The sequence below is a fragment of the Streptomyces sp. Rer75 genome, assembly GCF_013414305.1.
GTDB classification, from domain to species: domain Bacteria; phylum Actinomycetota; class Actinomycetes; order Streptomycetales; family Streptomycetaceae; genus Streptomyces; species Streptomyces himastatinicus.
This window is the reverse complement of sequence record NZ_CP058693.1, coordinates 7,600,707-7,613,501: the sequence shown is the minus strand read 5'-3', so window position 1 is coordinate 7,613,501 and position 12,795 is coordinate 7,600,707. Positions and strand designations below refer to the sequence as shown.

The window sequence follows — 12,795 nt, the reverse complement described above, 5'->3', positions numbered from 1 at the left end:
CCAGCGGTAAGGCGCCGAGTTACCGTCAGGTCACTTGGTCCTGTCCGGTGGGCCTTCGCGGCCCCGCGAAGGCCCACCGGACAGGACCTGGGCCCTCCCGGGCCCGCACCGGTGCTCCCCGCCCCCCACGGCATCCACGTCTGGAGCGACAGTGACCCCTGCCCGCCGAGCGCTGCGTACCACCACCGCCGCCGCCCTTTCGGCGACCGTCCTGGCCGGTGCGACCTCCGTCCTCGCCCCCACCGCCCAGGCCGCCCCCGCCGCGCCTCACGCGTCCACGGCGTCCGCGGCGGCCGACACCTCCGTACGGTTCGTCGACATCCCCGGCGACGGCGGCACCACGCTGGCCGCCAACGTCGTCGCCCCCGCGGACACCTCGCGCCGCCATCCCCTCGTCGTGCTGCCCACCAGCTGGTCCATGCCGCAGATCGAATACCTCGCGCAGGCCAAGAAGCTCGCCGACTCCGGCTATGTCGTGGTCAGTTACAACACCCGCGGCTTCTGGCAGTCCGGCGGCCGGATCGAGACGGCCGGGCCACCCGATGTCGCCGACGCCTCCAAGGTCATCGACTGGGCACTGGCCAACACCGCCGCCGACCCCGACCACATCGGCATGGCGGGCGTGTCGTACGGCGCCGGGATCAGCCTGCTCGCCGCCGGCTTCGACCGGCGCATCAAGGCGGTCGTCTCGATGAGCGGCTGGTCGGACCTCATCGGGTCCATCTACAGCGGCCGCACCCAGCACGCCCAGGCCGCCGGGCTGCTCGGCGGCGCGGGCGCGCTCACCGGCCGCCCCAGCGACGAACTCAACCAGATCCTCAAGGACTTCCTCGGCTCCAACCTGGCCAAGGAACAGGACATGATCGAGTGGGGCCGCAAGCGCTCGGCGGCCACCTACCTCGACAAGATCAACGCCAATGGCGCGGCCATCATGCTGGGCAACGCCTGGGGCGACTCCATCTTCCCGCCCAACAGCTACGCCGACTTCTACGAGAAGCTGACCGGCCCCAAGCGGCTGGAGTTCCGGCCCGGCGACCACGCGACCGCCGAGTTCGGCGGGCTCTTCGGGCTGCCGAACGACACCTGGGAGCACAGCAGGCGCTGGCTCGACCGGTACCTCAAGGGCGAGCGCAACGGCATCGACCGCGAGAAGCCGGTACAGCTCATGTCCCGTACCGGCGGCGGCTACGAGGGCTACGGCAGCTGGTCCGCCGTGCCCTCGGAGCGGCGCCGGGTGGCGCTCGACCGGGCCGAGACGGTCACCGCGAACCACGACTCGGGGGCCAACGCCGGGACCGTCATGCTGACCGGTGCGCTCGACCAGTTCCTCAAGCTCCCGCCGCTCGCCTCGATCCCGCTGCTGCCGCGCTCGTACGCCGCCGTCTGGCAGACCGGGGCGTACGCGACCGGGCAGCGCATCCGCGGCACGGTGTCCCTGCACACCACCGTCACCAGCGACAAGGCCGACGGCACGGCGGTCGCCTACCTCTACGACGTGGGCCCGCTCGGCGTCGGCAAGCTCATCAGCAACGCGCCCGTCACCTTCCACGACCGCATGCCCGGCAAGCCGTTCCCGGTCGACCTGGAGCTGTTCTCGACGGCGTACGACGTCCCGGCCGGGCATCGGCTCGCGCTGGTCGTCGACACCGTCGACCCGCTCTACATCGAGCACAACCCGGCCGGCGCCCACCTCACGTTCTCCTCGCCGGACGCCGACCCCTCGTATCTGTCGGTCCCGGTCCGCGACTAGCTAAGGGGTGTCGCCCGGCAACGGGGCGCCCGGGCCGGGCGCCGCCACCCGCACCTTCTCCGTCTTCACGCTGCGCCGCTGCCGCTTCGCCACCCAGTTCGCGCACCACGACAGCAGCATGCACATCCCGATGTAGACCGGCGAGATGACCATCACGACGGGGATGAAGGGCAGGTCGTAGTCGAGGTTGGACGCGATGAGCTTGCCCGCGTGCAGGAACTCCTCATAGGTGATGAGGAAGCCGAGCGAGGTGTCCTTCAGGGCCACCACCAGCTGGCTGATGATCGCGGGCAGCATCGCCCGCACCCCCTGGGGCACCAAGACGTACGTCATGACCTGCGTCTTGCGCAGCCCCAGCGAGTACGCCGCCTCCCGCTGCCCGCGGTCCACCGCCGCCACGCCCGCGCGGAACACCTCGGCGAGCACCGAGCCGTTGTACAGGGTCAGCCCGGTGACCAGGGCGGGCAGCGGCTGCACCTTCAGCGCTACGAAGACGAAGAAGATCATCACCAGGACGGGCATCGCCCGGAAGAACTCCACGACCAGCGTGGCCAGCCAGCGCACCGGGCGGTGGTCGGACAGCCGCCCGGCGGCCAGCACCGCGCCCAGCGCCAGCGAGAGGACGGCGGCGAGCCCGAACGCCTTGAGCGTGTTGGCCAGCCCGCGCAGCAGCAGCTCCTGGATGCCCTCGTACGCGAAGGGCATCCACTTCCGGTACGCGAACTGACCCGTGTCGACAAGGAGATAGATCACCCAGCCGATGAGGGCCAGCAGCACGAGCGTGGCGATCACCCCGTAGAGGCGGTGGCGGCGGACGGTGCGGGGCCCGGGGGCGTCGTAGAGAACGGCGGTGGCGGTCAACGCGGCACTCCCCAGCGCTTCTCCAGCACGTTGAAGATCGCGCTGATGGTCAGGGTCACGAGCAGATAGCCGACGGCGATCCAGATGAAGGACCAGATGATGCTGTAGCCCATCTCGTTGAGCGGTTTGTAGGTGCCGAGCAGTTCGGTGACGCTGAACGACCCGGCGATGGCCGAGTTCTTGGCGAGCGCGATCAGCGTCGAGCCGACCGGCGGGATGACCGCGCGGAACGCCTGCGGCAGCACCACCGCCCCCAGCGTCTGCTCGAAGGTCATGCCCAGGCTGCGGGCGGCCTCGCCCTGCCCGACCGGCACGGTGTTGATGCCCGAGCGCACCGCCTCGCAGATGAACGCCGAGGTGTAGCAGCCCAGGGCGAGCACCGCGAAGGCCGTGAACGGCAGGATCAGCCCGAAGCGCGGCAGGCCCAGCATCACCGCGAAGAACAGCAGCGTCAGCGGGGTGTTGCGGAGCACCGTCACCCAGGCGGTGCCGAAGGCGCGCAGGCTCGCGACCGGCGCGACCCGGAAGGCGGCCATCAGGACGCCGAGCGCGAGGGCGAGCAGCGAGGCGTAGACGGTCAGCTGGACGGTGCCGAGCAGACCGCGGCCGTAGAGCGAGAAGTTCCGGGTGAGCACGTCCATGGTTCGGGCTCTCAGTGGTAGCGGTCGACGGCGGGCGGTTTCGGGGCGGGCACACCGGACAGGCCGAGGGTCGCGCCGTACGCCTTCTTCCAGTCGCCGTTGCGCTCATGGGCCTCGATGGCGTCGTCCAGCGCGAAGCGCAGCGCGTTGTCCCGCTTGGGCACGCCGATGCCGTACGGCTCCTTGGAGAAGGGCTTGCCGACGACCTTCAGCTCCTCGGGGGCCTTGGCCGCGTAGCCGAGCAGGATGACGTTGTCCGTGGTGACCGCGTCGACCTGGTAGCTGAGCAGGTTGTCGACGCACACCGAGTAGTTGTCGTACGCGACCGCGTGCGCCTTGGGGTAGTCGTGCTGGATGCGCTGGAGCGGGGTGGAACCGGCCGCCGAGCAGACCGTCTTGCCCGCCAGGTCGGCGGGGCCGTGGATGTCGTCCGTATCGGTGCGCACCAGCAGCGACTGCCCGGCCATGTAGTACGGACCGGCGAAACCGACCAGCCGCTTGCGCAGCGGATTGATGGTGTAGGTGCCGACGTAGTAGTCGATCTGGCCGTTCTGGAGGGCGGTTTCCCGGTTGGCGGAGGCGATGCTCCGGAAGCGGATGGTCCGGGGCGGGAGGCCGAGGGAGGCCGACATCATCTTCGCGATCTCGATGTCGAAGCCGGAGTAACGGCCGGTGGCCGGGTCCTTCTCGCCCAGATAGGGCTGGTCCTCCTTGACCCCGACGACCAGGTAGCCGCGCCGCTTCGCCCTCTGCCAGGTGGGCGAGGAGGGCAGCCGGAAGTCGGTGGCCACCCGGTAGCGCGGCAGCGCCTCGGGCGCGGGACCCTTGGCGGGCGGGCTGCCCTCCTTGCCGCACCCGGAGCCGGTGAGGGCCAGGAGCAGCGCGAGGATCACGGTCACGGGGCGCCTCATGTCCGTCATCACCCGGATCAGTGCTTGAGGATCTTGGACAGGAAGTCCCGGGCCCGAGCGGACTCCGGCGCCTTGAAGAACTCCTCCGGGCTGCGGTCCTCCACGATGCGGCCGTCGTCCATGAAGACCACGCGGTTCGCGGCGTAACGGGCGAACCCCATCTCATGGGTGACGACGGCCATCGTCATGCCGTCCCGGGCGAGCTGCCGCATGACCTCCAGCACCTCGTTGATCATCTCCGGGTCGAGCGCCGAGGTCGGCTCGTCGAAGAGCATCACCTTCGGGTCCATGGCCAGCGCGCGGGCGATCGCCACCCGCTGCTGCTGCCCGCCGGAGAGCTGCGCGGGGTACTTGTCCGCCTGGTCCGCGAGCCCCACCCGGTCCAGCAGCTCCCGGGCCCGCCGCTGGGCCTCCGCCTTGGCGCGCTTGCGGACCTTCACCTGGGCGAGCATCAGATTGTCCAGCACGGTCCGGTGGGCGAACAGATTGAACGACTGGAAGACCATCCCCACTTCGGCCCGCAGCCGCGCCAGATCCTTCCCCTCCTCCGGCAGCGGCCGCCCGTCCACCACGATGGAACCGGACTGGATGGTCTCCAGCCGGTTGATCGTCCGGCACAGCGTCGACTTCCCGGACCCGGAGGGCCCGATGACCACCACCACTTCCCCGCGGCCGACGGTGAGGTCGATGTCCTGGAGGACGTGGAGCGCGCCGAAGTACTTGTTGACGTTGCGCAGCTCGATCAACGGTTCGCCCACGGCCATACCGCGCAAACTATCCACATGAAAGCGGCACTTCGGTCAGGACACGCACCGAGGGGTGGATAACGCCCGATAGTGGGCGGCCTCTCAGGCCTCCGAGACCTCCGCGTACAGCTGGGACAGCTCGGGGGCACCGTCCGCGGCCCACTGGTGGCCCGCCTCGACCACGTCGACCTCCCGGCCTGAGTCGAGCCGGACCACGGGACGGCCGTTGGGCCACACCTGCCAGACGGCGCCCGGCACGGTGCGGACGATGACCGTGCCCAGGTACAGCCCGGCGTCGTTACCGAGCCAGGGCAGCTCCTCCGGGTCGTCGCGCCAGCGCGGCACCAGTTGGTCCAGCGCCTCCAGGGACCCGACCGAGTCGTCGAGCCCGATGCCCGCCTGCGCGGCCCGGGCACGCAGGAGTTCGCACTCGGAGAGGAGTTGTGCCACGCCTTGGGGGTCCGCCTCCTGGGCGCTCATCAGAGCCGTACCGGAGGCCGCACCATGCCGCTTGCGCCAGTTGTCCAGGAAGGGGATGTTCATACAGCTCAGCGTCGCACCAAGCGCACGGGCGCACCACAGGGCGCGCGGTGGGCTCCGTGACCCGTTGCTTGTCTTGACGACACCCCGCCGTCTTTCTACGTTCGCCATGCACCTGTCGAATCGCCGGTCGGGTCGGTTACGAGAGGGGACACATATGCGCGTCGGCAGACCATGGTCAGCGGCCGGAATCGTCGCGGGAGGTGCCATCCTCGTACTCCTCGCACCGGCCGCACCCTCGGTGGCCCAGGCCCCCACCACCACCAAGCCGCTCCCTCTGGAGCGGCTTTTCGACAACCGGGCGGTCGGTGACGACACCGCGCCGGGCACGGCGGACTTCGACGGGGCGGGCAACTCCCTCTCCGCACAGGACCTGCGCGCCGCCGGCTGGACCCCCGGGCGCACCATCTCCCTCGACGCGGCGCGGCTCACCTGGCCGCGGAGCGCGGGGTCCGGGCCCGCCCGGCCCGACAACGTGATCGCCGACGGGCAGCCGGTGCTGCTGCGGGGGCGCGGCGACGCGCTCACCTTCCTGGTCGCGAGCAGTTCCCCCGGCGGCCCCGGCGCCGGGGCGAGCGGCACCGGCCGGGTCCGCTACCGGGACGGGTCGACGGGTACGTACACCCTGAGCGCCCCCGACTGGCGCGCGGGCCCCGCCGCCACCAAGGCGGTCGGCCTCCCGCACGTCAACACCGCCGACGGGCAGCGGCCGGAGGCGGCCCGGCTGTACGCGGTGACGGTGCCCCTGCGCGGCGACCGGCAGGTCGCGTCGGTGACCCTGCCGAAGGACCCGGGGCCGGGGGCCGATCTGCACGTCTTCGCCGTCTCGCTGCGGCAGCCCGCGCGGGGCTGGACCGGCAGCTGGGCCGCCAGCACCGCCGGATACACCAAGGTCGGGCCGTGGACCGACCAGACGCTACGGCTCGTCGTGCACACCAGCGCGGGCGGGCCGGGCGCCCGGGTCCGGCTGGAGAACACCTTCGCCGCCATCCCCGTCGACATCGGCCACGCCACGGTCGCCCTCCAGGCCACCGGCGCGGCGGCGAGCGGCACCCCGGTGCCGCTGACCTTCCGGGGCCGGGCCGGTACGTCGATCCCGGCGGGCGCGCAGGTCTTCAGCGATCCCGTGAACTTCCCCGTACCGGCCGACGCGAACCTTTTGGTCAGCCTTCACCTTCCCGGTCCGGTCGCGGCGGTGCCGGTGCACACGCAGGCCACGCAGCGCTCGTTCTTGAGCGCGCCGGGCAGCGGTGACCGTACGGGTGAGGCGGGCGCCGACGCGTACACCGGCACCCTCACCACCTGGCCGTTCCTCACCGGCGTCGACGTCCGGGGCGGCCCGGGGTCGGTGGTCGCCCTCGGCGACTCCATCACCGACGGCACCAAGTCCACGATGGACGCCAACCGGCGCTGGCCCGACGTCCTCGCCCGGCGGCTGCGCGACCCGTCGTCCGGCGTGCCCGCGTACGGCGTCGTCAACAGCGGCATCTCCGCCAACCGCGTCGTCACGGACGTCTACCCCGGCGACGGGGTCAGCACGGTCACCAGCGGGGTGAGCGCGGGCAGCCGCCTGGAGCGGGACGTCCTCGCCCAGACCTCCGCCCGCACGGTCGTCGTCTTCCAGGGCATCAACGACCTGCGCTGGGGCACCTCGGCCGAGGACGTCATCACGGGGCTGAAGGCCCTCGCCGCCCGGGCGCATGCGCGGGGGCTGCGGGTGGTGGGCGGGACGATCACGCCCTGCGAGGGCGAGGCGCGGTGCACCGCCGACGCGGATGCGCGGCGTTCCGTGGTGAACGCCTTCATCCGCGACAACGGCGGGGTGTTCGACGCGGTCCTGGACTTCGACGCGGTCGTACGCGACCCCGCGCACCCGTCGCGCATCCTCCCGGCCTACGACAGCGGCGACCATCTGCACCCGGGAGACGCGGGGTTGAAGGCGATGGCGGATGCGATCCCCTTGCGGACGCTGATGGGCCAGTGACTGCTGGAGAGGCGGTTGTGCGGAAGGCGGCCGGGGGCGCGGGCGTGTTTGCCGTTCGTCGCGGCGCATCCCGCGCCCCATATGCGCCGGTAGTCACATCATCATATGGACGGGTTGCATATGCGGTGCGGGGACATCCGGTCCCCTTGCGTGAGTTACTCCCTTACTGACAGGAGTGCCATGTCTGCTGCATCCCGACGTCGTGGTGTGAGCTTCCTGGTGTGCGCGCTGGTGACGGCCGGCTGCCTGGCGGCAACGCCCGCGGCCCTGGCCGCACCGGCCGCGTCGTCGGCCTCGGCCGCGCAGAGCACCGCCGCCGTCACCGGCTCGGTGGCGATCGAGCTGACCAGCGGCGTCACCCTCACCATGCCGGGCTCGCTGCTGTCCATCGGATCCACCCTCAACACCAACCTCGGAGTCAGCCTGATCACCGAGGTGACCAACAACACCAACGCCACCCTCCAGTTGTCCGCGAGCGGCGGCGGCACCATCACCGTGGCCCCCGGGCAGACGGTGGATGTCTCCGCGCTGGGCGGCGGCACCCTGGGCATCACCGTGCTGGGCTGAGCCCCGTATCGACGGCGGTCCGGCGCACCCCCGGTGCGGCGGACCGCCGTCGGCGCTCGACCGGTCCGGTCCGGGCCCGGACCGGTCAGACGTTCAGGTCGACGACCACCGGGGCGTGGTCGGAGGCGCCCTTGCCCTTGCGTTCCTCGCGGTCCACGTACGCGTCGCCGACGGCGTCGGCAAAGGGAACGTTGCCGTAGACCAGGTCGATCCGCATGCCACGGTTCTTCGGGAAGCACAGCTCCCGGTAGTCCCAGTACGTGAAGGGGTGGTCGTACTTCAGGGGGCGGGGGACGACGTCCGACAGGCCCGCGCCCCGCAGGGCGGCCAGGGCCTCGCGCTCCTTGTCGGTGACGTGGGTGAGGCCGTCGAAGCGGGTGCGGTCCCAGACGTCGTCATCAGTGGGAGCCACGTTGAAGTCGCCGAGGACGGCGAAGGGCCGGGGACCCTTCGCGTCCTCGCCCACGGTCTCCCGCAACGCGTCCAGCCAGCGCAGCTTGTAGTCGTAGTGCGGGTGGCCGATCTCGCGCCCATTGGGCACGTAGACCGACCAGACGCGCACGGGACCGCACGTGGCGGCTATGGCGCGGGGCTCCTGGCCGCCGTCGTAGTCGGGGCCGCCGGGGAGGCCGGAGACCACGTCGTCGAGGCCGACGCGGGAGAGGACGGCCACCCCGTTCCACCGGCCGGTGGCGTTGACCGCGGCCTCGTAGCCCAGCTCGCGCAGGGGCTCGAAGGGGAAGGCGGCCTCGGCGCACTTGGTCTCCTGGACGCACAGCACATCCGTGCCGCTGCTTTCCAGCCAGGCGAGCAGCCGGGGCAGCCGGGCGGTGATCGAATTGACGTTCCAGGTCGCGATGCGCATGGGGGACAACCTACATCCCGGGTCCGACAACCCTGAGAGCCCTCAGAGTCCTCAGAGCGGGAGGGTTTCGCCCGGGTTCAGCCGGACGTGCTCCGCCGCGCCGGTCCCCGGCCCGTCAGGGCCCAGCATCCGGCCGTACACCAGCGGCGCCAGGTCGGACAGCAGGGCGTCGTGGATGTCGACCGCGCGCCGCGGGGCGACCTCGCGGACGTAGTCGAGGATCTCGGAGAACTTGTTCCAGGGCGCGTGCAACGGCAGCAGCAGGGTCTCCACGGGGCGGTCCGGCACGGTGAGCGCGTCGCCGGGGTGGAAGACCGCGCCGTCCACCACGTAACCGACATTGGTGATCCGCGGAATGTCGGGGTGGATGACGGCGTGCAGCTGTCCGTGCACCTCAATGTCGAAACCGGCCGCGGTGAACGTGTCGCCCTCGCCGACCGTGTGGACCCGGCCCGGGTAGGCCGCCGAGATCTGTCCGGCGACGCTGTCGAGGGTCCAGATCTGTGCGGCGGGGTTGGCGTCGAGCGCCGCCCGCAGCTGCTCCTCGCTGAAGTGGTCGGGGTGCTCGTGGGTGACGAGGATCGCGTCCGCGCCGACCGCCGCGTCCTGTTCGGTGAAGGCTCCGGGGTCGATGACGAGCCGCTGCCCGTCCTTCTCCAGCCGGACGCAGGCGTGGCCCTTCTTGGTGAGCTTCATGAGGATCATTGTCCTCCCCAGGCGCCCGCGTTTCGCGCCCGGGACCACGCGGCCTACTCCTCGGGGCTGGTCTCCTCGCGGATGACCCGCTGGGCGACGGCGAAGGCGGAGTTCGCGGCGGGCACCCCGCAGTAGATGCCGGTGTGCAGCAGCACTTCCTTGATCTCGGTCGGCGTCAGCCCGTTGCGCAGCGCGGCCCGGGTGTGGAAGGCGAGTTCGTCGAGGTGGCCGCGGGCGGCCATGGCGGTGAGGGTGATCACGCTGCGGGTGCGGCGGTCGATGCCGGGCCGGGTCCACACCTCGCCCCACACATAGCGGGTGATGAAGTCCTGGAAGTCGCCGGTGAACTCGTCGACCTGCGATTCCGCGCGGTCCACGTGGGCGTCGCCCAGCACCTCGCGCCGGACCTTCATGCCCTGGTCGTAGGTGTCGGCGCGGCCGTCCGGCGCGGGCTCGGGCGGCTGGGTGTAGCCGATCTCGACGGGCGGGCCGGTGGGTGCGGGGGCGGCCGGGGCGGTACGCGGCGGGGCCGGGGCGGTGGCCGGCGGCGGCACCGGCGTCAGCACGGGCTTGACGGGCGGGGCGGAGACCGCGGTCATCCCGGTCGGGTGGTCCGAGGACTGCCACGAGCTGGAGAAGTGGCGTACGAGCAGGTCGGTGACGGCGGCGGGCTGCTCGACGGGCGCCAGGTGCGAGGTGCCGGGCACGAGCGCGAGCCGGGCGTCGGGTATGCCCGCGACGAGGACGCGGGCGTCGGCGGCCGGGGTGACCTGGTCCTCGGCCCCGGCCAGGACGAGCGTGGGGACGCCGATCCGGCCCAGCTCGGGGCGGATGTCGAAGGCGGCCAGCGCCTCGCACGCGGCGATGTAGCAGCCGGGGTCGGTGGTGCGGACCATCTGGACGGCCCAGTCGACGATGGCGGGCTGGGCGGCGGCGAAGGTGGGGGTGAACCAGCGCTCGGGGGTGGCGCGGGCGATCGGGTCGAGGCCGTTGGTGCGGACCACGACGCCGCGCTGCCGGAAGGAGTCGGCGGTGCCGAAGCGCGGGGAGGCGGAGACGAGCGCGAGTGAGCCCACTCTCAGGGGATGTCGTAGCGCCAGTTCGGCGCCGATGGCCCCGCCGATCGAGCAACCCGCGTAGCCGAAGCGGTCGATGCCCAGCATGTCGAGGGTGGCCAGCAGCCGGGCGGCGAGTTCCGCGACGGAGGGGGCGGGGTGGGCGGGTGCGCCACCGTGGCCCGGCAGGTCGAAGCGGAGGACGCGCCAGTGGCGGGACAGCTCGGGTATCTGGCGGTCCCACATGTGCCAGGTGGTGCCCAGCGACGGGCCGAGGACGAGTACGGGCCCGTCCTCGGGGCCGTCGGTCCGGTACTGAAGTGTCTTGGTCTCGCTCACCCGGAAACGGTATCCCGAACGTCGCGGCGGTCCCTACGGCGTAATGGTGGAGACCACGTAGACCTTCGGATGGGCCGGGTTGTCGTTCCTGACCGTAATCCTCAGCTTGGGCTGCGGTTCCTTCTGCTTGATGACCATCCCCGACCAGTCGTGACCGGCGGCCCCGACCTGCCAGCCGACCTTCTTCGCCTGCTCGTCCGTGATGGTCACCGCGCCCTTCTTCAGCGCGGAGGGACCGGTGCCGAGCTTGGCCAGGAAGCGGTCCAGCCCGTCGCGGGAGGTGACGAACTGCACGTACAGCGAGCTGACCTTCCAGGAGTTGGTCTCGTACGAGGCGACCTTGAGCGAGTTCGGCGGAACCGGAATGTCGTAGATGCGCCGCTGCACCCGGGACGGATAGCCCGCGGACAGACCCTTGGCCTTGGCCGCCTGGACCTTCTCCGAGCCGCCGTCGCGGCTCTGCATGGCGGAGATCGCCAGATAGCCCGCCGGGATCGCGATCAGCAGGAAGACGATCACGGCCTTGAGCCAGCGGCGCGGCGGACGACCACCGTCACCGCCGGACATGCCGGACGAACCGGGCGCACCCGGCGCACCGGACCCGCCGGGCCGGTCGGACGCGGGGCTTCCGTTGGTACCGGACACGGGCGCTCCCGGGCGCTGCTCTGCGGTGGTCACTCGCGGCCTCCTGCCTGACCCCGCGGCGCCAGCCGCAGCGGGGAGGATCCGGCGCGTTCGTACCGCTCGACCCGGCGGCGGGTGGCGCGGCGGAAGCGGCGGGCGACGAGCCGGGCGAGGTCGGCGGCGCCGACCATCCCCGCCTCGGGCCCCAGCTGGGCCTTGACGATACGGGCCTCCGGCCGGTAGCCGCGCCCGGTCAGGGTGCGCCGGAAGGCGTCCCGGGCCGGGACGATCAGCAGATCGTCGGCGGCGCTGACGCCACCCCCGATCACGAAGCAGGAGGGGTCGAGGGCGGCGGCGAGGTTGGCGATGCCGACCCCGAGCCACTGGCCGATGTCCTGGAGGAGCTCGATGCACATGGCATCGCCGTCCCGGGCCAGCTCGGTGATCAGCGGCCCGGTGATCTCCTGGATGTTGCCGCCGACCCGGTCGGTGATCCCGTACGCCACCGGCGACTCGGCGGCCGCCAGCTCACGGGCCTCCCGGACCAGCGCGTTGCCGGAGCTGTACTGCTCCCAGCAGCCCCGGTTGCCGCACGGGCAGCGGTGTCCGGCGGGCACGACCTGCATATGGCCGAACTCCCCCGCGACCCCGTACTTGCCGCGCTTGACCTGGCCGTCCTCCAGGATCGCGCCGCCGATGCCGGTGCCGAGCGTGATCATGACGAGATGGTCCTCGCCGCGCCCGGCGCCGAACCGCCACTCGGCCCACGCGGCCGCGTTCGCGTCGTTGTCGACCATGACGGGGACGGCGAGACGCTCGGCGAGCCGGTCGCGCAGCGGTTCGTTGCGCCAGGACAGATGCGGTGCGAACAGGACCCGGTTGCGGTCCGCGTCCACCCAGCCCGCCGCCCCGATGCCGACCGCGTGCACATCGTGCCGGTCGGACAGGTCCAGGACGAGTTCGGTGATGGTGTCCTCGACGACCTTCGGGCTCTTGGACTTGTCGGGCGTCTCGGTGCGCACCTTCTCCAGGATGTTGCCGTCGGCGTCGACGACCCCGGCCATCACCTTCGTGCCGCCGATGTCGATGCCGACCGTGGGGACCCGGGGCGCGCTCAGATGCGAGCGGCGCTCACGCGTGCCGACGGTCCGCAGCACGGTGGCCCGGGCCGAGCCCCGGTGCACTCTTTCGCGGTAGATGCTCATCGGCCGGCCCC

The 12,795-nt window shown here is 71.7% G+C and carries 13 protein-coding genes; 3 read left to right on the top strand and 10 right to left on the bottom strand.

Annotation, left to right across the window (positions count from 1 at the left end; all coding sequences use genetic code 11):
* The first annotated feature begins 151 nt into the window (after window positions 1–151).
* A complete protein-coding gene (locus HYQ63_RS32805; protein WP_179937406.1) occupies window positions 152–1,750 on the top strand; it encodes an alpha/beta fold hydrolase in 1,599 nt (532 codons plus the stop codon).
* On the opposite strand, the gene HYQ63_RS32800 is transcribed toward HYQ63_RS32805, so the two are convergent.
* The 5 genes from HYQ63_RS32800 to HYQ63_RS32780 all read right to left on the bottom strand — a co-directional run bounded on the left by HYQ63_RS32800 (window position 1,751) and on the right by HYQ63_RS32780 (window position 5,452).
* A complete protein-coding gene (locus HYQ63_RS32800; RefSeq protein WP_179937405.1) occupies window positions 1,751–2,611 on the bottom strand; it encodes an amino acid ABC transporter permease in 861 nt (286 codons plus the stop codon).
* A complete protein-coding gene (locus tag HYQ63_RS32795; protein WP_179937404.1) occupies window positions 2,608–3,252 on the bottom strand; it encodes an amino acid ABC transporter permease in 645 nt (214 codons plus the stop codon). Before HYQ63_RS32795 ends, HYQ63_RS32800 begins: the two co-directional genes overlap by 4 nt.
* Before the next feature lie 11 nt (window positions 3,253–3,263).
* Complete coding sequence (locus HYQ63_RS32790) at window positions 3,264–4,172, bottom strand: glutamate ABC transporter substrate-binding protein (RefSeq protein WP_179937403.1); 909 nt, start codon at window positions 4,170–4,172, stop codon at window positions 3,264–3,266.
* A gap of 8 nt (window positions 4,173–4,180) precedes the next feature.
* Window positions 4,181–4,927: an amino acid ABC transporter ATP-binding protein gene (locus HYQ63_RS32785; protein ID WP_306664854.1), complete on the bottom strand. Its 747-nt coding sequence runs from the start codon at window positions 4,925–4,927 to the stop codon at window positions 4,181–4,183.
* Window positions 4,928–5,011: 84 nt separating this feature from the next.
* Entirely contained in the window at window positions 5,012–5,452 is a 441-nt protein-coding gene (locus tag HYQ63_RS32780) for a DUF6278 family protein (RefSeq protein ID WP_179937402.1), read from the bottom strand.
* A 154-nt stretch (window positions 5,453–5,606) separates the two neighbouring features.
* On the opposite strand from HYQ63_RS32780, the gene HYQ63_RS32775 reads away from it, so the two are divergent.
* On the top strand, window positions 5,607–7,433 hold the full coding sequence (locus HYQ63_RS32775) for an SGNH/GDSL hydrolase family protein (protein ID WP_179937401.1): 1,827 nt from the start codon (window positions 5,607–5,609) through the stop codon (window positions 7,431–7,433).
* 180 nt (window positions 7,434–7,613) lie between these two features.
* On the top strand, window positions 7,614–8,000 hold the full coding sequence (locus tag HYQ63_RS32770) for a hypothetical protein (RefSeq protein ID WP_179937400.1): 387 nt from the start codon (window positions 7,614–7,616) through the stop codon (window positions 7,998–8,000).
* Between the two features lie 85 nt (window positions 8,001–8,085).
* Here the strand turns inward: HYQ63_RS32770 and HYQ63_RS32765 are convergent, their stop codons facing one another.
* Genes HYQ63_RS32765 through HYQ63_RS32745 form a run of 5 tightly spaced genes read right to left on the bottom strand, consistent with a single transcriptional unit; the run spans window position 8,086 to window position 12,784 of the window.
* Complete coding sequence (locus HYQ63_RS32765) at window positions 8,086–8,865, bottom strand: exodeoxyribonuclease III (protein ID WP_179937399.1); 780 nt, start codon at window positions 8,863–8,865, stop codon at window positions 8,086–8,088.
* A 51-nt stretch (window positions 8,866–8,916) separates the two neighbouring features.
* Complete coding sequence (locus tag HYQ63_RS32760) at window positions 8,917–9,561, bottom strand: MBL fold metallo-hydrolase (protein WP_179937398.1); 645 nt, start codon at window positions 9,559–9,561, stop codon at window positions 8,917–8,919.
* A 53-nt stretch (window positions 9,562–9,614) separates the two neighbouring features.
* Window positions 9,615–10,955, bottom strand: a complete 1,341-nt coding sequence (gene pcaC / locus HYQ63_RS32755) for a 4-carboxymuconolactone decarboxylase (RefSeq protein ID WP_179937397.1) — start codon at window positions 10,953–10,955, stop codon at window positions 9,615–9,617.
* A 33-nt stretch (window positions 10,956–10,988) separates the two neighbouring features.
* A complete protein-coding gene (locus HYQ63_RS32750) occupies window positions 10,989–11,633 on the bottom strand; it encodes a hypothetical protein (RefSeq protein WP_179937396.1) in 645 nt (214 codons plus the stop codon).
* The gene (locus HYQ63_RS32745) at window positions 11,630–12,784 is read right to left on the bottom strand and encodes an ROK family glucokinase (RefSeq protein ID WP_063730771.1); all 1,155 of its coding nucleotides are present in this window, start codon (window positions 12,782–12,784) and stop codon (window positions 11,630–11,632) included. The genes HYQ63_RS32750 and HYQ63_RS32745 overlap by 4 nt, the downstream gene beginning before the upstream one ends.
* Between the last annotated feature and the right edge of the window lie 11 nt (window positions 12,785–12,795).

Bases quoted from the DNA above. Each gene is read 5' to 3' on its own strand.
- HYQ63_RS32785 (WP_306664854.1), bottom strand. From the start codon at position 4,927: ATGGCCGTGGGCGAACCGTTGATCGAGCTGCGCAACGTCAACAAGTAC.
- HYQ63_RS32795 (WP_179937404.1), bottom strand. From the start codon at position 3,252: ATGGACGTGCTCACCCGGAACTTCTCGCTCTACGGCCGCGGTCTGCTC.
- HYQ63_RS32760 (WP_179937398.1), bottom strand. From the start codon at position 9,561: ATGAAGCTCACCAAGAAGGGCCACGCCTGCGTCCGGCTGGAGAAGGAC.
- HYQ63_RS32780 (WP_179937402.1), bottom strand. From the start codon at position 5,452: ATGAACATCCCCTTCCTGGACAACTGGCGCAAGCGGCATGGTGCGGCC.
- HYQ63_RS32790 (WP_179937403.1), bottom strand. From the start codon at position 4,172: ATGACGGACATGAGGCGCCCCGTGACCGTGATCCTCGCGCTGCTCCTG.
- HYQ63_RS32745 (WP_063730771.1), bottom strand. From the start codon at position 12,784: ATGAGCATCTACCGCGAAAGAGTGCACCGGGGCTCGGCCCGGGCCACC.
- HYQ63_RS32770 (WP_179937400.1), top strand. From the start codon at position 7,614: ATGTCTGCTGCATCCCGACGTCGTGGTGTGAGCTTCCTGGTGTGCGCG.
- HYQ63_RS32765 (WP_179937399.1), bottom strand. From the start codon at position 8,865: ATGCGCATCGCGACCTGGAACGTCAATTCGATCACCGCCCGGCTGCCC.
- HYQ63_RS32775 (WP_179937401.1), top strand. From the start codon at position 5,607: ATGCGCGTCGGCAGACCATGGTCAGCGGCCGGAATCGTCGCGGGAGGT.